This is a genomic window from Methylacidiphilum caldifontis (assembly GCF_017310505.1).
In the GTDB taxonomy this organism is placed as follows: domain Bacteria; phylum Verrucomicrobiota; class Verrucomicrobiia; order Methylacidiphilales; family Methylacidiphilaceae; genus Methylacidiphilum; species Methylacidiphilum caldifontis.
Genome location: NZ_CP065957.1, coordinates 860,099 through 877,692 on the forward strand (window position 1 = coordinate 860,099; position 17,594 = coordinate 877,692).

Here is a 17,594-nt window from a genome sequence, read left to right on the forward strand (position 1 = left end):
GAGATTGAATATCAAGCTTCACTCATGAGGGAGGAGGGGGAAAAAGAGGTTTGAAAGGATGAGGCATTGTCAATCCTGGGGGAAAAGGCAGAACGGGCAATATCCTCTCGCCTATTTTTTCGTTATTGACAAGGACGACTACACTGTAGTTGCCCTTTTGGCTAACCATAAAGGGGGGAAGAGGAATAACAAGATCAAGGGTTGTCGTTTCTTCAAAAGGGGGACTGTCTGGGGAAAAGTCGATCTTTGCTGAAGAACTCGTCAGTACATGACCAGAGTTTGGATCTTCAACCCTCGCTGTCACATCGAAAGATGAAATTTTACCACGCAAGTGAGTAAGCAACAAAGAAAGGAAGAAAGGGGGAGTAAAAAAAGGAAACTGGGGAAAATAAAGCTTGTTGAAAGAGTTAATGATAGAAAGCTTATCGGTTCCTTTTTCTCTTAAGACAAATTCAGAAAACAAAATAGCCTGACAAAGAGCCGGTTCTTGTTCCACAAAACATTTTTAGATGTTCTTTTTTTTTAACGCAATAGAAGAATAAAAAATATTTTTTAGAAATGAGTTATACTTATTTATTTTTAACCTCAAGCGGTTTTGAAGAATCAGTAGGATGTAAAGAAAACTCTTTTCGAAGATCTTCTTCCAACTCTTTAGCCAGTTCCCTTCTTCGCGCTTCGGTTTCCTGGATAAATTTTTTCTCTAATTCTAACCTTTTACTCCAGAATTTTTTTTCAAAAACATTCAGTTGGTCTTCATTTAGAGTTAACCCCATCTGCCTGGCTTTTGCCCGAGCCAGCTCTTTTTGTTTATTACGCATGATTGCAATTCGCTGCAGAAACCACCCTTTTTCCTCCAGGTTCATTTGAGTGAATTTAGGCCACTTGAAAAGTTCCTTGATTAAATCTTCATCTGGAAGATAGAGGACTTCAAATATTTTTTCCCTCACATCGACATCTTGAGACCATAAAGGCATAAATGTTGAACCCTGCCCTCTTGACTGAGAGTAGCCATAACCGTTTAAAAAGCCTGTTACCAACAAAACAATCAAAAAGAAAGAGTTTCTTCTGACCATATTTCTTCAGTGACTTCGCTTACAGCCGAAACCGGTTTATCAAGTGAAACGAGTGCGGTTCCCTCATCCATAACATTCTCAATGATCACTTCCAAGGAGTTAAAAATCTGGTCCCTCATCCAGGATTGCATGCATCTTTGACCAATACTCAAAAGGCTCGTCGAAAGAAGAAAAACAAAGCAGAACCCTGCAAGGAGCCTGAGAGCCTTTTCCCTTTTCTTACATTGAATCTTTTCGTAATGAAGCCTAGCCTTAAACCTATCCATAAAATGTGGATCTGGTTTTGGGTAGGGACTTGCCTTTTTGATTTGTTCCCAAATCTCTTCAAAGTCATCCATACTCTTCCCTATAAGCTCTAATGATATAAAAGGGCTCACTACAATTATGTAGCGAACAAATTTATTATAATAAATAATCTCTTAGCCTTTTTTACCACAAATAACATATATTGCAAATAACTATGCTTTAGAAAAATTTATAATTTTGATTTTGCACTTGCAATCGCTAGATATTGGACTGGGGATTGAAGACCTATAAAGCAATCAGGTTTATTGAAAGTTTTTCATTTTCAGCCAATTTTAAAACCGGTAACCTTCGGTACAAAACCACTGGACAAAACGCCGTATTCCTTCTTCAAGGGAAGTCTTGGGGCTATAACCAATCTCCTTTTCAAGTGTTGTCGTATCGGCATAAGTACACTCCACGTCTCCTGGAGGCATAGGCAAGAATTTTATATGAGCTTTCTTTCCCAAATAGTTCTCGATTAATTTGACCAGCGTGATAATGTCTTCAGGCTGTCTATTACCCACATTATGGATCCGAAAGGGAGCCGTACTTATTGAAGGATCTGTGAAGTCTCCTAATTGCTCTTTTCCTTTTTTCGGGGGAGAATCAATCAGTCGAATTACTGCCTCAACAACATCATCCACGTAGGTATAATCCCTTTTGAGTTTACCCTCAGCGTACACTTCGATAGGCTGCTCAGAATAAATCGATTGGGTAAATTTATAGTATGCCATGTCGGGTCGCCCCCATGGTCCATAGACCGTAAAAAAACGCAAGCAGCTTATGGGGATTTCAAAGAGATGGCTATATGCATGAGCTATAAGTTCGGCTGCCTTTTTTGTAGCCGCATAAATACTTACAGGATGATCCGCTGGATGATTGACTTTAAAAGGAATGATTCGGTTCATCCCGTAAACAGAACTTGAACTAGCCAAAATAAAGTGCTCTATTCCTCCTTTACGACAAGACTCCAAAATAGGGATGCTTCCAGAGACATTAGATTGTGCATAGCTATAAGGATCGATCAAGCTATACCTTACACCAGCCTGTGCTGCGTAATGAATTACGCATTGGGGCTTAAAGTCTAAAAAAAGTGCCTCTATCCTCATTTTATCTATCAAGTCAACCTTCTCGAACAAAAATTCAGTATAGCTGCTCAGTATTTTTAGCCGAGCTTCTTTGAGTCTAACCGAATAATAGGGATTGAGATTATCAATACCCAGTACTTTGAATCCCTCTTCAAGAAGGCGCTTTGAAGTAGAAAATCCGAGGAAACCCGCCGCACCACTGATCAATATCTTCTTTGTCATTTTTTTCCCCACAGTGTTCTTGGAAATTTTTCTTCCATTTTTTGAATGATCTCTTTAGGCATAACAATCTTTTCTGGCCATTCCCTTTTATAACCTTCCGAGGGGAGCTTTTTTGTGGCATCTATGCCCACATGAGAACCGATATTTGGCAACGATTGGGCATGATCAAGGCTATCACAGGGAGCCCGAGTGAATAAAAAATCCCTTTGGGGATCAACGTTGGCACAAAGATGAAAAAGAACTTGAGAGGTATTATGCACATCAACATCCTCGTCGACAACAACAATAATTTTCGTAAACATCATCTGGCCCATACCCCATAATCCATGCATTACCTTGTAAGCCTGGAAAGGATATTGCTTTTTAATCGAAACAAAAAGAAGGTTATGGAAAACCCCTTCTGGAGGCAGAGCGATATCCACAACTTCGGGAAAATTCATTTTCAACAGGGGCATGAACATTTTCAGGCTTGTCGTCCCCAAGTAATAATCTTCCATTGGAGGAATACCCACAATGGTAGCCGGAAAAACCGCTTTTCGCCGAAAAGTAATGGCTTTGGCATGAAAAGTAGGATAAAGATCTACAGGAGTATAGAAACCGGTGTGATCACCAAAAGGTCCTTCAGCTCTAAGATCAAGAGGATCTACTATTCCTTCGATGACGATATCGGCTTCTGCGGGTACCTCAAGATCTATGGTTTTGCATCGAACCATGGGAATGCCTTCTTTCCTTAAGAAGCCTGCAAATACCACCTCATCCACCCCATCAGGGAGTGGAGCGGTTGCCGCAAAGGTGAGCAGGGGATCACCTCCTAAACAGATAGCTACAGGCATCAGTTTTTTTTCTATAGCGTATTGCTGGCTATGGCGCGCTCCCACCTTATGAATCTGCCAATGCATAGCAGCCGTCTTTTGATCGAAAACTTGTATCCTGTACATTCCCACATTTCTTTTCTCTGTAAGAGGATCCACTGAAAAAACTTGAGGCAAGGTAATATATCCTCCCCCATCCTTAGGCCAACATTTTAAAACAGGCAGATCGAGCAGGCCCAGGGGAGGATTTTCCTGGTCGAGAAGTACAACTTCTTCTTGACAATGAGCTGAACTGACCATTCTCGGCCTAGATTTGAAAAAGTCAATCCCTTTACGTATCAGCTTCAAGCCTTCAAAAAAGCCCTGAGGAGTTTCAGCTTTTAATAAAGCCTGAATTTCTTCGACAATTTCATCAATTTTCTTGCCCAACACGATCTCCATTCTTTTCCAGGATCCAAAAGCATTAATAAGAAGGGGAAAATGGGAAATTTTTCCTTTCAATAAAATAGGCTTTTCAAAAAAAAGGGCATATCCTCCTCCCTGACTCTTCATTTCCCGGTCGGCAAGAGCAGTAATTTCAAGTTCAGTGTGTACAGGCCCTTTGATCCGTATAAGCTCTCCTTCTTCTTCCAGTCTCTGGGCAAATTGTTCAAAACAATGAATAGCCATAAAGAAATAAATAAAAGGGTTGAAAATTCTATTATCGGTTCTCTTCAAAAACAGAAAATCATTTTTTTCTAAATTAGCTTTTATGCTGAATGTTTTTCCTTGAACACAAGGATATTAATCTTTAAAAAAGTTCTCATCTATTTTATAACTCAAAAATTATAGAGGAGGAAAATATTATGAAACTTTCTCAAGGATCTCGTAGCAAAAGCAAGATGTACGGAAGCTTACTTTTGTTGCTTAGCTTTTTCTTTTTGAGCACCCCACTTCGGGCTTCATGGGACTTTCAGAAGACAATAGATCATTCCACAGATGTGGTCAAAGAATTTAAAAAGGATCCCAAAAAAGGTATTCCCGAGTCTGTGTTTAACAAGGCCAAAGGGGTTGCTGTTTTAAGGGTTTCCGAAGCAGGATTTATTTTTAGTGGGGAAAGCGGTCATGGATTGGTCATTGCTAGACAAGGCAATAGTTGGTCAGCCCCATCAGCCATTTCAGCTTCAGGGATGGGATTTGGACTTCAGGTAGGGGGAGAAACAACTCATTATATCTTCATCTTAAATACGAAAAAAGCGGTTGATACTTTTGCGCGGGGTGGAAAATTTAAACTAAAAGGTGAAATGGAAGGGGTTGCAGGGCCTACAACGGAAACTGCACATAGGCCTAAATCCCATATCTACGTTTACAAAAGAAGTAAAGGTTTTTTTGGAGGACTTGCCTTATCAGGATTAGACATAGCGGAAGCCAAGGACACCAACAAAAGGTATTACCATAGAGAGGTCAGTTCATCTGAGATCCTGAGTGGTAAAGTAGCGGTACCCAAAGGAGCCCATAAACTCATCCATGCTTTGAACGCTCCTTATGGATCCAAAAAGAGCTAAACATATCCCCTAAAGGCTAAATCCCTGGATCAAGCCCGTATTGATCTTGACCTAGAGGAAGTTGACTCACTTAAATACGTCGGCTCGGAAAGTCTTGCCAAATAAGCCGAAAATGTTCATAGGGTGGGGTTATAAACTTAATCCTTTTTGGCGTCATCTTTTTTCGAGCCGGCCTTAAGGGGCTGTGAATAATTAAAAAGAAAACCATTTAATTTCTTTCTTAACCAAACTTATAGAGAATCCCATATCCTCCCCTGGGATACTCCCAGAGTATGTTTTTATGCTCAAGGCAAATGACCTGACATGTTCCACATTCCAGACAACCATCGGTAATCAAGGAAACCGCGCTATCTGTGCCTTTCCGATAACACCCAGCAGGGCAAAGAACGGTACAGATCTTGTGGGAGCATAATGAACAGATTTCCCGATCCTTGATCTTAATATGCGGTCTTCCTTCGTCGACACGATAGCGGTTCTGGTAGAGTTTTTCTTCAACCTGTATCATCTTGTCGCCCTCCATAGCTGAATTGCATCTTGAAAAATGCCCGTAAGAGATCTTTTTTTCAGTATGTTTTTAAAGGTCTCCCTTTCCTTGGTTTTTTTGTCTGTGCCATCTACCTTGAGCAAAGAAAAGAAAGAAGAGTTTACAATCTGGGGATAAGTCGTTAGGAAATGGGTATTTGTCCTAAAAACGGAATGAAATTTCCTATACTTCCTAAGATCTTTAAGAACAAAACTGTTCTCCAATTTATCCCTATAAAGAGAGAGTTGCTCTTTGTTGAATGCTCCTCCCCTCTTTTTGATTTCAATCACGGTTTGAGCAGCAAGCATCCCCGTTTCCATGGCCAAGTTTGATCCTTCTCTATGAATGGAGTTGACAAACATGGCCGCATCCCCAACAACCATCCATCCCTCACCATAAATCTGAGGAATGCCATGATATCCACCTTCTGGGATCAAATGGGCAGCATATTCTTTCGTTTCCCCTCCTGAAATAAGAGGCTTTATCGCCGGATGATTTTTCAAGGACTCAAGGAACTCAAAAGGAGGTATATTCTTTTTTTTCAAATCGGCTAAAAGACAACCCATCCCAATAGAAACGGATTCTTTGTTGGTATAAAGAAAAGCTGTTCCAAGCATGCCCTGAGTAATCGTACCCACGATTTCAATGGCTACTCCCTGGTTATCAACAACTCCGAAACGGTTTTCCAATGTTTCCTGTGCAATAAAGACTGTTTCTTTTACTCCTAAAGCCACTTCATGAGGAAGAATATCTCTTCTGAATCCCGCTTTTCGTGCCAAAAGCGAATTGACCCCATCAGCCAGAATGACTACGTCGGCGTAAAGATCCCCTTCTTCCCTGTCGGTTCTAACCCCAATAACTCTATTATTTTCTTTGATCAAATCGGTTACTGTCGTTTCACAAATCAACAAAACACCCGCTTCTTGTGCTTTTTTAGAAAACCACCTATCGAACTGGGCACGCAATATGGTATACCGATCGGCCGTCTGCCAGTTTAACGAGTTGGCTCTATGAGTAGTTCCTACATAAGAGTCGCCATCCACAATCCAAATTCGCTGCTCAGCTACAAACCGCTCAAGAGGAGCATCTTTACGAAAATCAGGAATCATTTTTTCTAGCGAATGAGCATATAAAACAGCACCCTGGACATTCTTGGAACCCGGATATTCTCCACGCTCCAACTGTATGACATTAAGTCCAGCTTTTGCCAGGGTGTAAGCCGCTGCCGTCCCTCCAGGCCCGGCACCGACAACAATGCAATCAAATTTTTCTTTCATTTGAGCTCAATTTCAAACGGTTTATCTTTAGCGTGTAGCTCGGTTTTTGTAGATTGCCTTTTCTTGAGTACTCGGATCAAAGCGGGAATAATTTCAAGAAAATCTCCAACAATACCGATGTCCGCATAATCAAAAATCGGGGCGTTGGGATCACTATTAATGGCCACAATCATACCCGCTTTCTCGATTCCTACCCTATGCTGGATCGCCCCCGATATCCCCACAGCAATATAGATTTTAGGCCTTATTGTTTTGCCCGTCTGTCCTATTTGTCTTTCCGCTTCTAGCCAGCCAGCCTGGACCACAGGTCGGGTTCCTCCTACTTCCCCACCTAAAAGATCGGCAAGCTCTCTTAAAAGAGCAAAATGACCCGGTTGTTTTAGCCCTCTTCCTCCCCCCACTACGACTTCTGCTGTAGAGAGTTTTTCGGCCGTCTTATAAGGCTCAGGGATAAAGCTCAATACCTTGGTAAGTATCTTCTCTTCATCAATCTGCATCTGTTCACGGATAACTATCCCTTTTCTACCCGGCTCGGCAGTGGGGATGGGCAATACCCCGGGCCTTGCCGTTGCCATCTGGGGTCTATAATTTAAGGTCAATATCGTACAAAGAAGGCTTCCTCCAAAAGTGGGCCGCGTTGCTTCTAAACTACGGCTTTCCACATCGATGGACAGTTCAGTGCAGTCAGCGGTTAGTCCTGTTTCGAGAAGGGTTGCTACACTACTGGCAAGATCCCGACTCAAGGCGGTCGCTCCGAGCAAAAGAATTTCAGGTTTATATTTCCTTACCAAGTTGACCAAGCAATCGGTATAGGGATCACTCCTGTAATCGCAAAGAGCGGGATCTACTACCTGGTAGACTTTGTCAGCCCCATAACTCAAAGCTTCTGCCGTTATCTTTTCAACCTTTTCTTGGCTCTCCCCAAAAACGACCGCCGCAACTTCAACTTCCAAGGTTGTTGCCAAATATCGAGCTCTTCCCAACAACTCCCAACTTACAGGATGAGCTATCCCCTCTTCTTGCTCTATAAATACCCATATCCCCCTGTACTCAGCGAGTTTTGGGTCTAACGCAATCTTTTTTCTTTTTGACGATTTTGTTTTCTCTGCTCCTTCAGCCATAGTGAATCTTTCTCCTTTTTGCTCAGCAAACAGAATGCTCAAACCCACTTTTTTTCCATTTCTGGATATTTTTCTAAAATTTTTTCTACTAAAAGAGTGCAGGTTTCTTCTGGATTTCTACCCTCTAATTTTTCTGCTGGGCCTCTAGAATTTTGTGGGGCAAACACTTTGCCCACAACCGTTGGAGATCCTTTAAGACCAATTTTTGAAAGCTCTTCTATACCAGCTTCCAAACGGTTCCATATTTTTACAGGTGCCCTCGCAGCCCTAATCATATGAGGTAGGGAAGCATAACGAATGGTTTTTTTGCCTTCGAGCACGGTAATCAGGCAGGGAAGCTTTGAAGCCACAACCTGGATGCCTCTCTCACTTTTTCGATGAACCATAACCGTCTTTTTGTTAAAATCGACATGGCTGATTTCTTGGACGTAGGTAAGTAGCTGGAAACCAAGACGTCGCGCAACACCGGGTCCCACTTGTCCCGTATCCCCATCAATAGTTTGTTTCCCTGTAAAAACGATGTCTATCTTCCTATAAGAGTCGATCTTTCTAAGTGCTGCGGCCAGTGCGTAGGATGTAGCAAGGGTATCAGAGCCAGCGAATGCCCTATCCGATAAAAGAATAGCCTCATCCACTCCATAAGAAAGGGCTTTTCTCAAGGCATTTTCTGCTTGCAGAGGACCCATGGAAAGAACAGTTAAGAATGCTCCATATTTATCCTTAAGCTGCAAAGCCTCTTCTAGAGCATATAAATCATAGGGGTTTAAAATAGCGGGAACTCCTTGACGCATGATAGTCCCTGTTTGGGGATGCACCCGGATCTGGCTTGAATCGGGCACTTGTTTTACCAAAATAACAGCATGCATAATTTAATTTTAAACTTTTTTTCTTTTCAGTTTTGAGCTGCCAATCAAGGAATCCAAAGAGACGAACTGCACCCCTTTGCTTGGGGCAGCAGGTTGCTCTTGCTCTTTAAAAACTTTAAAAACCTTTTCCTCCTGGGCTGTAGAATGGATAAAGTCTTCGTAGGCTTTTGCAAGCAAGGAGCCGTAATATTGCTTGAGTTGTTCTTCGGTTTTGCTTTTTAGATCCATGGTTCCTGCCGCAATATAATCGTGGAATCTCTGGAGGATATGAAGCCTATACACCCTCAGGACTTTCATATCGAAGGGAATCTCCAGCAACCTGAAGAAATCTTCAGCAGCCTCGAGCTTTTCCATCCGTTTTAAAAAAGAATCAGCCATAGCTCTTTTATTTTAGCAGATTGCATGCCAAGCCTTTTATTTTTTAACGTCTAAGCTGGACAAACTCTGAAATAGCTGTAAGCAAGAAATCCAGTTATTTTGAACTTTCTGTTATTTTTCCTACATTGTCGGGTTTTCCTCAATAGCCAGCTGTCATTTTATAAAGAGGAAGCAGGGCTAAAACTAAGAAACTTTTGGACAAAGTCTTCCAGGGATATGTCCAGCTGCTTAATATTCAGCTCAGAAAGGAAACGGGCTTCATTTTTTGTAAGGGGACTTGAAATAACAGCCCAATGGGAAGAGGATGATCGCTTGGTGATCTGTCTTGCCCAAGTCCTTTCAATTTGACTCTGGAAACGGCAACCGAGGAAAAGAAACTGTTTTGCTTTCCTTAATTCCTTTATAAGATCAGGTATAGGAGTCTGGATATCGATTTCGGTCAACACCTCAACATAATCCGAATCGGATATGATAAAATTTTTTTGGGGTTTGACTGAACCCAATGGTTTATAGAGGACCGTATTCCAGCTATACGCCTCGCTAATTTCTACCTCTTTATCCTCGGCATTGTAAGCTTTTACCCAACTACCAGGATATTCCGCCTGACTTACACCTTGAATCTGTCCCCAAGACGGCCTTTCTTTCAAAGCTAAACTCAGTGAGCCATCATACCAAACATCCACAACAAGAGGGAGCCGTGGAATTCGAGCTATCCATTGCTGTAATTCGTTGGGTTCGCATTCTCCATCGAATAGCTGGCTTAAAAGGGCTTTTAGTGTTTTTCTATGCCTATAATTTTCGATGTATTGGCTGGTACTCCATAGGTTTTTCCTTATCCTGGAGGGAACGGCAACCAAAGAGGCAAGCCTTTCTGAAAGCATTTCTGGATTTTGTGGAAGAGATGCCCCTTCTTTGCTTAACCCTAATATCCCTGGACCTAGATAGGGAACAACTTGTCCAGAATCAATGGCTTTCAAAATCTCTTCTATACAACTCTCAACGCTCGCATTATCCATGGCTTAATGTTTCCTTTTTTAGTTCTTCCAAAAATTCTACAGGTAGCCTAAATATGCCTCTACCTCCAGACAAGGCTTGAAACTTATCTCCCGCTTTTCCCCATAGAAAACTAAACCATTGTTGGGGAGTCATGTGCTGAGGTCTCTCTGCAATTTCCATGACCTGTCCATCTGGTCCAAAACGGACATGCAGTATAAAGGGTCTACTCATAACCACCTCTATTGTTTATTCAATAAATTGCCGCTCCAGCACCCACGTTAAGAGAGGCTTCTTTAAGGCTTTTAACAATAAATTCGACTTCTTCAGCTGCTAATTGTCCATGGAAAGGCAATGCGATAGTCCTATCAGCAACCCTTTCAGTTATCGGCAGCATCCCCCTGCGCATTCCTCTTTCAATCGCCCATCCAGCCAAGTGCAAGGGATAACAATAGGGAAAGGCTTCGATGTTGTCCCGACGTAAATCTTCAATAATTGCATCCCGGCTTGATTTAGAAAACCTCGTTCCTAAATGAACAACGTACGAAAACCAATGGATTTCGGTCGCCTCGGGAGATACATAAGGATCCTTAATGCCTTCGAAGCCGGACAGAAAATGGGTATAGAGTTCTTCTATTGTTTTCCTTTTTTGCAAAATTTCATCTATTCTCTGTAACTGAGCCAATCCAAGAGCCGCCTCCAGGCTGCTAAGAGAACATCCTAAGTAGGGTTGTCTGTTCTTGACTACCGACTGTCTTTCTTCCACCGACCGGTCTCTGATGGTTTTAAGCAAAGAGGCCAACTCCTCGGAATCGGTTACAACCATCGCTCCTTTACCTGTAAGGAGAGCCGAAGGTTGCGAAAAATCAAAAAGAGAAAATAGTCCAAAAGAACCTACGTTCCTACCCTTAAAGGAAGAACCAATCGCTTCGGTCGAGTCCTCTATCAAAAAAAGGGAATGGTTTTTAGCTATTTTTTCGAGCTCTTCCCAACATGCAGGATGACCATTGGGGTTTGAACCAACAAGAGCTTTAACTTCTGGGGTTATCTCCCTTTCTATTTTCGAGGGATCTATGGCCATAGACCAATAATCAATATCCACAAATTTAGGACTGATTCCTGCCCAGGCCAACACCTGTCCTAACTCTCTCCATGAACAAGCTGAAAGAATGATCGCATCCCCTTTGCCTATTCCAAGAGCTTTTAAACAAAGATAAAATGCTACTTTGGCCCCCGAAAAACTAACAGCATGTTTTCTTTTCACAAATCGAGCAAAGTTTTTTTCAAAAACTTCCACTTCAGTACCCCCACTGAGCTCACTTGATCCAAGAACCCGATAGATCGCTTCGAGTTCGGCACCTGTCATATCGGGATCCATAAATTTTATCTGTTTTCCATTCATTACTTTTCTAAAGCTCAAATCCAGGGATCATCCTTCAACTTTTCTTGCCTCCAGGGTTACAGGCAACTTTGTTCCAGGAGGAACTTCAGGCAAAAGAAACTTCATCCCGTTGGCAAGGGTCACCACCCCTCCAAACAACCCTTCTTTGTCTGCACTGATAATCGGCTCTTCAAGGTCTTTTTTAGCTATATAAATCGTTATCTGTCCCTCTTCTTTTTTTCTCACCATAATTTTCATAGACTACTTTTAAAGAAAAGAATTGCGGTCCTGTTTTGATAAGCAAAGAAAATGCCAAGCAAAAAGCCTTCTGCTCTTTTTGGCTTCTAGGACGTAGATCTTAAGCTATTCGAGGCTTTCTATTTTTATCATCTTTGCTATTGAAATGGGTAATCACGATTGTCAAAAAACTTACAATTTTGTTTTTTTGACTTGCAAACTCTTTCCTACACTAAAACTTTCCCCACAGCCACAACTTCCTGTAGCGTTAGGGTTGTTGAATACAAACCGTTCCCTAAAGCTATCCTTAACGTAATCGAGCACTAGACCTTCAAGCATTTTCAAGGAGTCCTGGTCCACAACGAGTTTCCCTCCCGGAAATGTACAGACGAAATCATCCGCTTCCACTTGCCTAGCATAATTTAAATGGTAAGAATAACCTGCACATCCCGAGCGCAATACCGCAAGCCTTAAGCCCACAGCCTCTTTTTTTCCCTGCAACGATTTCGCCAGTTTTTCCTGAGCTCTTTGCGTAATCATAATTGCCATAGCAATACCCTCCTTTAAATTTCATGAGAACAGTTTGCAGAAAAAGAAGAACCACAGCTACAGGTTGATCCAGCATTGGGGTTGTTTATTACAAAACGCGCCCCCTCCAGATTTTCCTCATAATCAATTTGTGAGCCTTTTAGATACATATGACTTTGGGGATCAATCACCAGGAAAACCTCATCCTTCTCATAAAGGATGTCTCCTTCCTCGATCTGCTTGTCAAAAGCAAAATTATATTGAAAACCTGAACATCCCCCACCTGTTATAAAAATTCGAAGCTTAAGCTCCGTATCTTTTTCTTCTTCAATTAAAGATTTAATTTTTTTTACAGCCGCTTCTGTTAATTCAATCCCTTGGTTCTCAACTCTTTCTTCCAGTTGTTTATGTTCTCTATCGATAGATGCTTGATTCATAAGTCCTCCTTTTCCATTTTATGAGCAATTACCATGCCAAATGAAAGTGAGGCAGGACTTAAAATCTTTCTTATCTGACAAAATTAAAAAATGCCAAAATCAGATCCCTGTTTCCTGCAAGATCGAGGGGTTAGTCTTAATTGAACAATAATGGCATTTTAAATGGCACACCCTTTGCTTTATTTCAATGAGGCCCATGAAAAAAAGTGGAGAATTTGTTGCCATTTATGAAATTAGCAAGATCCTCACTTCTCCTCAGTCAACGCTTTTTCGATCCTTAAGAGAATCTTTAAAAGTTTTAAGTCTTAATTTAAAGTTACAAAAATCTTTGATTTTTGTCCGAAGAGGATTTAATCCCACTCTTCTTAGCTATTATGGGGATGTCTATGCTGAGGATAATCTTTCTTTCTATTATTCTCTTATCGAACAGATTTTAAAAAATGGCTTTCCCATTGTTGTTCCCGATATCCATAAAGAACCTTACTTCAATACAGTTATTGCTTCCGCAGACAGCACACAAGAACCCGTTTCCCTTTTTTGCTTGCCGATTCGATTCGAAAGAGAATGTATTGGAGTTCTAGTTTGTGAAAAGAAAAGAGAGTCAGCCCTTGAGTCTATATCCGAAATTACCTTGACGTTAAGCTTGGCATCGAATCTTTTCGGACAAAAACTAAAACTCAGCATAGGTAATTTAGAAGACACTTCTTTTTATGAGAACTATGAACCGACAACTAGCTTAACGAAAAATGACGATAGTCGAATCAAAATAAATAATGGGGTCATTGGTAAAAGCAAGACGATGCAGGCCGTGATGGATCTTGTCTATCATGTTGCTCCTTCCCGATCTACTGTTCTGCTTCGCGGGGAAAGCGGAACAGGCAAAGAGGTCATTGCACGGACAATACATTATCTAAGCCCCAGGAAAGATGGACCCTTTATAAAAGTCAATTGCTCGGCTTTGCCCGAGACTATTCTTGAGTCAGAACTCTTTGGACATGAAAAAGGAGCCTTTACAGGAGCTCTTTTTGAAAGAAAAGGCCGGTTCGAACTGGCACATGGAGGTACACTCTTTCTTGACGAGATTGGTGATATATCACCCTCTGTCCAGGTAAAACTATTACGTGTTTTACAAGAAAGAGAGTTTGAAAGGGTTGGGGGAAACAAAACCATTCGAGTAGATGTAAGGGTTATTACGGCAACAAATAGAAACCTTGAAGAAGCGGTCTTAAAGGGTGAATTCAGGGCCGATCTTTACTTTCGGATCAATGTTGTGTCCATTTATCTGCCTCCACTGCGGGATCGCAAAGAGGATATTCCACTGCTTGCCGAGCACATTTTGAATAAAATCGGAAAAGAACTAAACAGAAAATTAAGAATTACCCCTGAAGCCCTTAATCTCTTGATCAATTGCCATTGGCCAGGAAATGTAAGGGAGCTTGAAAACTGCTTAGAACGGGCTGCGACTAACTCTAGAAATAACTGGATAGATGAGATTGATGTCGCGTGCCGTAGGAACCAATGTTCTTCACCGATGTTATGGAAAAAAGACCTCCAGCTCATCGCTACCCCTGTCGTCTCATTTGAAGAAAGCAAGCCTAAAGAAGAAACTCAAAGATCTTCTTTCTACAACCCGCTTGTTGCGGATGACCCCAAAGAAAAAATCATTCAGGCCATGGAAAAATGCGGTTGGGTTCAAGCAAAAGCTGCACGCATGTTGAACATTACGCCCCGTCAACTCGGATACGCTCTCAAAAAATATGGCATTGAAATAAAAAAGTTTTAAAGGAATCTTCCCTTTTACACTTCCTCGCCTCTATTTTTGCCCAAAGTGAGTTTTTAGAAAAAACTTTTTGTAGACAACCCGTCCGCAGAGAGCTGATCCCTGCATATAGAAGCAGCAAGACATGTTGAAGCTTTTGTCCACTCTCTAAAAAAGGTAGGTAATACTGCTCTATTCTTTGTCTAAATCTGTTTTTATATTCTATAAAAAACCAGTTGGATCATTCAGTAGCCATCTGTCTTCTAATCGAATACTCAAATATTTCCTCATAGCTACCGGGTTTTAGCCCGTTTACATGATCAATAACAAAGACCTTTTAAAGAGGATGATTTAATGCTCTTCATGCATCGACACTCTCGTCACAAGGCAAGTTAGCGCTCAATTGGAGCAGCAACCTTGTTTCCCCATTCAGTCCAGGAACCGTCATAGTTCTTTACCTTTTTATGACCAAGCAGATATTTCAGAACAAACCAACTATGACTTGAACGCTCGCCTATCCGGCAATAAACGATCGTTTCTTTTTCTGGATCTAACCCTGCTTCTTTTTCATAAATTTCCCGAAGATCAGCAAAAGATTTAAAGGTGCTATCCTCTTTAACCGCTGTTTTCCAGGGTACACTTTTAGCTCCTGGAATATGTCCTCCCCGCAAAACCCCTTCTTGAGGATACTCAGGCATGTGAAGAAGCTCTCCAGAATATTCCCCTGGACTACGTACATCGATCAATGGTCCTTTGGTCTTTAAGAAAGAAAGGACATCTTCATAAAAAACGCGGATCTCGCTATCCCTTCTTTGGGGAGGCACAGGATAAAACGTCTTTTCATAAGAAGGCTTTTCTTTTGTTAAAGGCAGCCCTAGTTTAATCCATTTATCGCGCCCTCCGTTGAGAATCTTGGCCTTTGTATGGCCAAACAGCTCAAATGCCCAAAGAGCATAACAGGCCCACCAATTCGATTTATCCCCGTAGAAGATACAGGTTGTATCGGCTGTAATTCCATTGCGGGAACAAAGTTGAGCAAACTTTTCTGGTGATATGTAGTCCCTGATCAACTGGTCTTGGAGATCTTTGCGCCAATCGATATGGACCGCTCCGGGGATATGACCCGTGTCATAAAGGAGCACATCTTCGTTACTTTCAACAATCCGAATATCTGGACTAAGAGCATTTAAATTTTCAGCCAGCCATTCGACTTCAACTAATTTGTCAGGGAAAGCATAACCTATACTCATCTATTTCCTCCTTTCTTTTTTATTCTGGACCGTAGCATATTGGTCTATCCAAACAATCCTTACAATTTGGAGCTTTACAGACAAAAAGCCCCTCTTCTTCGCATAATTTCCTATAAAAAAATCTCTTCCAGCGCATATCTTCCTTGTTTGCCTCAAAGAGAGGGAAGAAAAAAGCTCGCAAGACTGATCCCAGTTCATCCCGATTTTTAAGTCCCATATCCTGCCAGAGATGGTTTTCTCCCAGTGAAGCTGTAGCTAAAAGATGGGCTATCCACAAAGACATATCTCCCTGTCGGTTCCGGTAACGGAGAAAAAACTCAACAAGCATTTTATGCTCTTCATAACATTCAAGATAAGTCCCTAAACTTCCCCCTTGGGAATCATCCATAGAAATGGAAAAAAAAGAGAGCATCTTTTCCAACTCTTTATTAGACATTCCCAGGGAAGGAATGAAAGGATCGCTATCCCTATTCCCAAATCTCTGGAGAACATAGCTAAAACTCCTTTTTAGCATGCAAAAAAGAGGAAAGGATATATTTTCTTGGCTAGGCTGTGTTTGATGTAGACAAAGTTCCATAACCTGCTTTTTATTCCTTTTAGCAATAGTCATGCCATGTTTTTAAAAAAAGTTTACTATAAGACTCCTCTTCATCCTTTTCTTTAGCTTGCTGTGGGGTTTTCAACGAGGCTTGATTTTTCAAAAAAGAACTAAGGAGGTGCAAAAACATCTCTATTTCTTTCTGTGTGGTTTCATAGCCCATGGATATTCTTAAAGCTGAAGAAGCTTGCTTAGAATCAAATCCCATGGCTAAAAGAACATGTGAAGGTTGCTGGCTACCCCTTGTGCAAGCAGATCCTGTAGAAACCGCAACCCCATTGCGGTCAAGAAAACTGAGCAGCTCTTCAGCATCAACTCCTGGAAAAATGATGTTCGAAGTATTACCTATGCGCCTATTGTTCTTTCCCACAATTATCGCTTCGGGCAGCTGTTCTTGAATCTCTTTTTCCATCCAGTCTCTTAATTTTTGAAGCCGCAAGGCCTGTTCATTCATTGTCGATTCGGCAATCTCGCAAGCTTTAGCCATCCCTACAACGGCAGCGACATTTTCGGTTCCTCCCCTCAATTGTCTTTCTTGATGACCAGCAATCAAAGGGCTTAGCTTTAGTCCCTTTTTCTTGTAAAGAACCCCAATACCTTTAGGCCCATATAACTTGTGTGCTGAAAACGAGAAAAGGTCTACCTCAAGATCTGAAAGCTGAATAAGGATTTTACCCACGACTTGGGCTCCATCAACATGGAAAGGTATCCCTCGGGCTTTAGCCATAAGCCCAATTTCTTTAATGGGAAAAATCACCCCTGTTTCGTTGTTTGCCCAAAGTAGGCTAACCAGAATGACTGAGGAATCTAAAGCTTTTTCTAATTCATCTAGCCGAAGAGAACCATCCCTATCCACTCCAATTACACAACTTTGAACATTTTCTTTTTCAAGCTGTTTAAGCAAACTTAAAACGGCCGGATGTTCAACCGCAGAGATGACAATCTTATTCTTTCCTTCGGAAGTAGTCGATAAAACTCCCTTTATGGCCATTGCTATGCTTTCTGTACAACCGCTCGTAAAGATGATCTCTTCGGCTTTTACTCCAAGAAACTGGGCAACTTTTTTCCGCGATTGAATAAGAGCCTCTTTAGCCTTCCTTCCTTCGTCATGGCTACTGGAAGGATTACCAAAGTGAGAACGAAGCCAGGGGATCATGGCCTCAAAAACCTCTTCGGACAGAGGAGTCGTAGCATTATAATCCAGATAAACTCGTCCTTTCAT

21 protein-coding genes are annotated in these 17,594 nt (G+C 41.5%); 2 read left to right on the forward strand and 19 right to left on the reverse strand.

Annotated features, from left to right (window positions below; translation table 11 throughout):
* Nucleotides 1-22 precede the first annotated feature (22 nt).
* The 5 genes from IT6_RS04045 to IT6_RS04065 form a co-directional block, all read right to left on the reverse strand.
* Nucleotides 23-496, reverse strand: coding sequence for a DUF6941 family protein (locus tag IT6_RS04045; protein ID WP_134440345.1), 474 nt, complete (start codon nt 494-496; stop codon nt 23-25).
* A gap of 73 nt (nt 497-569) precedes the next feature.
* On the reverse strand, nt 570-974 hold the full coding sequence (locus IT6_RS04050; RefSeq protein WP_242524329.1) for a hypothetical protein: 405 nt from the start codon (nt 972-974) through the stop codon (nt 570-572).
* 71 nt (nt 975-1,045) lie between these two features.
* A complete protein-coding gene (locus tag IT6_RS04055) occupies nt 1,046-1,411 on the reverse strand; it encodes a hypothetical protein (RefSeq protein ID WP_206828047.1) in 366 nt (121 codons plus the stop codon).
* Between the two features lie 240 nt (nt 1,412-1,651).
* Nucleotides 1,652-2,668 (reverse strand): NAD-dependent epimerase/dehydratase family protein, encoded by a 1,017-nt coding sequence (locus tag IT6_RS04060; RefSeq protein ID WP_134440342.1) that lies wholly within the window; start codon nt 2,666-2,668, stop codon nt 1,652-1,654.
* Nucleotides 2,665-4,149, reverse strand: coding sequence for a menaquinone biosynthesis decarboxylase (locus IT6_RS04065; RefSeq protein WP_206828483.1), 1,485 nt, complete (start codon nt 4,147-4,149; stop codon nt 2,665-2,667). Before IT6_RS04065 ends, IT6_RS04060 begins: the two co-directional genes overlap by 4 nt.
* 212 nt (nt 4,150-4,361) lie before the next feature.
* Here IT6_RS04065 and IT6_RS04070 point away from each other — a divergent pair, with 212 nt between their 5' ends.
* The gene (locus IT6_RS04070) at nt 4,362-5,024 is read left to right on the forward strand and encodes a lipid-binding SYLF domain-containing protein (RefSeq protein ID WP_242524331.1); all 663 of its coding nucleotides are present in this window, start codon (nt 4,362-4,364) and stop codon (nt 5,022-5,024) included.
* Nucleotides 5,025-5,244: 220 nt separating this feature from the next.
* Here IT6_RS04070 and IT6_RS04075 read toward each other — a convergent pair whose 3' ends face one another.
* The 11 genes from IT6_RS04075 to erpA all read right to left on the reverse strand — a co-directional run bounded on the left by IT6_RS04075 (nt 5,245) and on the right by erpA (nt 12,765).
* Nucleotides 5,245-5,529, reverse strand: a complete 285-nt coding sequence (locus IT6_RS04075; RefSeq protein ID WP_134440340.1) for a ferredoxin family protein — start codon at nt 5,527-5,529, stop codon at nt 5,245-5,247.
* The gene (locus IT6_RS04080; RefSeq protein WP_134440339.1) at nt 5,526-6,824 is read right to left on the reverse strand and encodes an FAD-dependent oxidoreductase; all 1,299 of its coding nucleotides are present in this window, start codon (nt 6,822-6,824) and stop codon (nt 5,526-5,528) included. Before IT6_RS04080 ends, IT6_RS04075 begins: the two co-directional genes overlap by 4 nt.
* A complete protein-coding gene (locus IT6_RS04085) occupies nt 6,821-7,945 on the reverse strand; it encodes an electron transfer flavoprotein subunit alpha/FixB family protein (protein ID WP_206828485.1) in 1,125 nt (374 codons plus the stop codon). Before IT6_RS04085 ends, IT6_RS04080 begins: the two co-directional genes overlap by 4 nt.
* Before the next feature lie 38 nt (nt 7,946-7,983).
* The gene (locus IT6_RS04090; RefSeq protein ID WP_134440338.1) at nt 7,984-8,811 is read right to left on the reverse strand and encodes an electron transfer flavoprotein subunit beta/FixA family protein; all 828 of its coding nucleotides are present in this window, start codon (nt 8,809-8,811) and stop codon (nt 7,984-7,986) included.
* Nucleotides 8,812-8,820: 9 nt separating this feature from the next.
* On the reverse strand, nt 8,821-9,189 hold the full coding sequence (gene nifW / locus IT6_RS04095) for a nitrogenase-stabilizing/protective protein NifW (protein WP_206828051.1): 369 nt from the start codon (nt 9,187-9,189) through the stop codon (nt 8,821-8,823).
* Between the two features lie 158 nt (nt 9,190-9,347).
* On the reverse strand, nt 9,348-10,205 hold the full coding sequence (locus IT6_RS04100) for an SIR2 family NAD-dependent protein deacylase (protein WP_134440336.1): 858 nt from the start codon (nt 10,203-10,205) through the stop codon (nt 9,348-9,350).
* Complete coding sequence (locus tag IT6_RS04105; RefSeq protein WP_134440335.1) at nt 10,198-10,416, reverse strand: hypothetical protein; 219 nt, start codon at nt 10,414-10,416, stop codon at nt 10,198-10,200. Before IT6_RS04105 ends, IT6_RS04100 begins: the two co-directional genes overlap by 8 nt.
* A 19-nt stretch (nt 10,417-10,435) precedes the next feature.
* Complete coding sequence (locus tag IT6_RS04110; protein ID WP_206828053.1) at nt 10,436-11,584, reverse strand: DegT/DnrJ/EryC1/StrS family aminotransferase; 1,149 nt, start codon at nt 11,582-11,584, stop codon at nt 10,436-10,438.
* Between the two features lie 27 nt (nt 11,585-11,611).
* The gene (gene nifT / locus IT6_RS04115; RefSeq protein ID WP_134440333.1) at nt 11,612-11,821 is read right to left on the reverse strand and encodes a putative nitrogen fixation protein NifT; all 210 of its coding nucleotides are present in this window, start codon (nt 11,819-11,821) and stop codon (nt 11,612-11,614) included.
* Between the two features lie 171 nt (nt 11,822-11,992).
* Entirely contained in the window at nt 11,993-12,349 is a 357-nt protein-coding gene (locus tag IT6_RS04120; protein WP_206828055.1) for a HesB/IscA family protein, read from the reverse strand.
* 14 nt (nt 12,350-12,363) lie between these two features.
* Entirely contained in the window at nt 12,364-12,765 is a 402-nt protein-coding gene (gene erpA / locus IT6_RS04125) for an iron-sulfur cluster insertion protein ErpA (protein ID WP_206828056.1), read from the reverse strand.
* A gap of 196 nt (nt 12,766-12,961) precedes the next feature.
* On the opposite strand from erpA, the gene nifA reads away from it, so the two are divergent.
* Complete coding sequence (nifA, locus tag IT6_RS04130; RefSeq protein ID WP_206828058.1) at nt 12,962-14,548, forward strand: nif-specific transcriptional activator NifA; 1,587 nt, start codon at nt 12,962-12,964, stop codon at nt 14,546-14,548.
* A 368-nt stretch (nt 14,549-14,916) separates the two neighbouring features.
* Here nifA and IT6_RS04135 read toward each other — a convergent pair whose 3' ends face one another.
* From IT6_RS04135 to IT6_RS04145, 3 genes are read right to left on the reverse strand one after another with little or no spacing between them, the layout of a single operon-like run.
* Nucleotides 14,917-15,774: a sulfurtransferase gene (locus tag IT6_RS04135; protein ID WP_134440585.1), complete on the reverse strand. Its 858-nt coding sequence runs from the start codon at nt 15,772-15,774 to the stop codon at nt 14,917-14,919.
* Between the two features lie 19 nt (nt 15,775-15,793).
* The gene (locus tag IT6_RS04140) at nt 15,794-16,351 is read right to left on the reverse strand and encodes a nitrogen fixation protein NifQ (protein ID WP_134440584.1); all 558 of its coding nucleotides are present in this window, start codon (nt 16,349-16,351) and stop codon (nt 15,794-15,796) included.
* Nucleotides 16,352-16,370: 19 nt separating this feature from the next.
* Complete coding sequence (locus IT6_RS04145) at nt 16,371-17,594, reverse strand: cysteine desulfurase family protein (protein ID WP_134440583.1); 1,224 nt, start codon at nt 17,592-17,594, stop codon at nt 16,371-16,373.

Bases quoted from the DNA above. Each gene is read 5' to 3' on its own strand.
- IT6_RS04145 (WP_134440583.1), bottom strand. From the start codon at position 17,594: ATGAAAGGACGAGTTTATCTGGATTATAATGCTACGACTCCTCTGTCC.
- IT6_RS04140 (WP_134440584.1), bottom strand. From the start codon at position 16,351: ATGGAACTTTGTCTACATCAAACACAGCCTAGCCAAGAAAATATATCC.
- erpA (WP_206828056.1), bottom strand. From the start codon at position 12,765: ATGAATCAAGCATCTATCGATAGAGAACATAAACAACTGGAAGAAAGA.
- IT6_RS04060 (WP_134440342.1), bottom strand. From the start codon at position 2,668: ATGACAAAGAAGATATTGATCAGTGGTGCGGCGGGTTTCCTCGGATTT.
- IT6_RS04105 (WP_134440335.1), bottom strand. From the start codon at position 10,416: ATGAGTAGACCCTTTATACTGCATGTCCGTTTTGGACCAGATGGACAG.
- IT6_RS04075 (WP_134440340.1), bottom strand. From the start codon at position 5,529: ATGATACAGGTTGAAGAAAAACTCTACCAGAACCGCTATCGTGTCGAC.
- IT6_RS04050 (WP_242524329.1), bottom strand. From the start codon at position 974: ATGCCTTTATGGTCTCAAGATGTCGATGTGAGGGAAAAAATATTTGAA.
- IT6_RS04135 (WP_134440585.1), bottom strand. From the start codon at position 15,774: ATGAGTATAGGTTATGCTTTCCCTGACAAATTAGTTGAAGTCGAATGG.
- IT6_RS04085 (WP_206828485.1), bottom strand. From the start codon at position 7,945: ATGGCTGAAGGAGCAGAGAAAACAAAATCGTCAAAAAGAAAAAAGATT.
- nifW (WP_206828051.1), bottom strand. From the start codon at position 9,189: ATGGCTGATTCTTTTTTAAAACGGATGGAAAAGCTCGAGGCTGCTGAA.
- IT6_RS04100 (WP_134440336.1), bottom strand. From the start codon at position 10,205: ATGGATAATGCGAGCGTTGAGAGTTGTATAGAAGAGATTTTGAAAGCC.
- IT6_RS04070 (WP_242524331.1), top strand. From the start codon at position 4,362: ATGTACGGAAGCTTACTTTTGTTGCTTAGCTTTTTCTTTTTGAGCACC.
- IT6_RS04055 (WP_206828047.1), bottom strand. From the start codon at position 1,411: ATGGATGACTTTGAAGAGATTTGGGAACAAATCAAAAAGGCAAGTCCC.
- nifA (WP_206828058.1), top strand. From the start codon at position 12,962: ATGAAAAAAAGTGGAGAATTTGTTGCCATTTATGAAATTAGCAAGATC.
- IT6_RS04110 (WP_206828053.1), bottom strand. From the start codon at position 11,584: ATGAATGGAAAACAGATAAAATTTATGGATCCCGATATGACAGGTGCC.
- IT6_RS04090 (WP_134440338.1), bottom strand. From the start codon at position 8,811: ATGCATGCTGTTATTTTGGTAAAACAAGTGCCCGATTCAAGCCAGATC.
- nifT (WP_134440333.1), bottom strand. From the start codon at position 11,821: ATGAAAATTATGGTGAGAAAAAAAGAAGAGGGACAGATAACGATTTAT.
- IT6_RS04065 (WP_206828483.1), bottom strand. From the start codon at position 4,149: ATGGCTATTCATTGTTTTGAACAATTTGCCCAGAGACTGGAAGAAGAA.
- IT6_RS04080 (WP_134440339.1), bottom strand. From the start codon at position 6,824: ATGAAAGAAAAATTTGATTGCATTGTTGTCGGTGCCGGGCCTGGAGGG.
- IT6_RS04120 (WP_206828055.1), bottom strand. From the start codon at position 12,349: ATGGCAATTATGATTACGCAAAGAGCTCAGGAAAAACTGGCGAAATCG.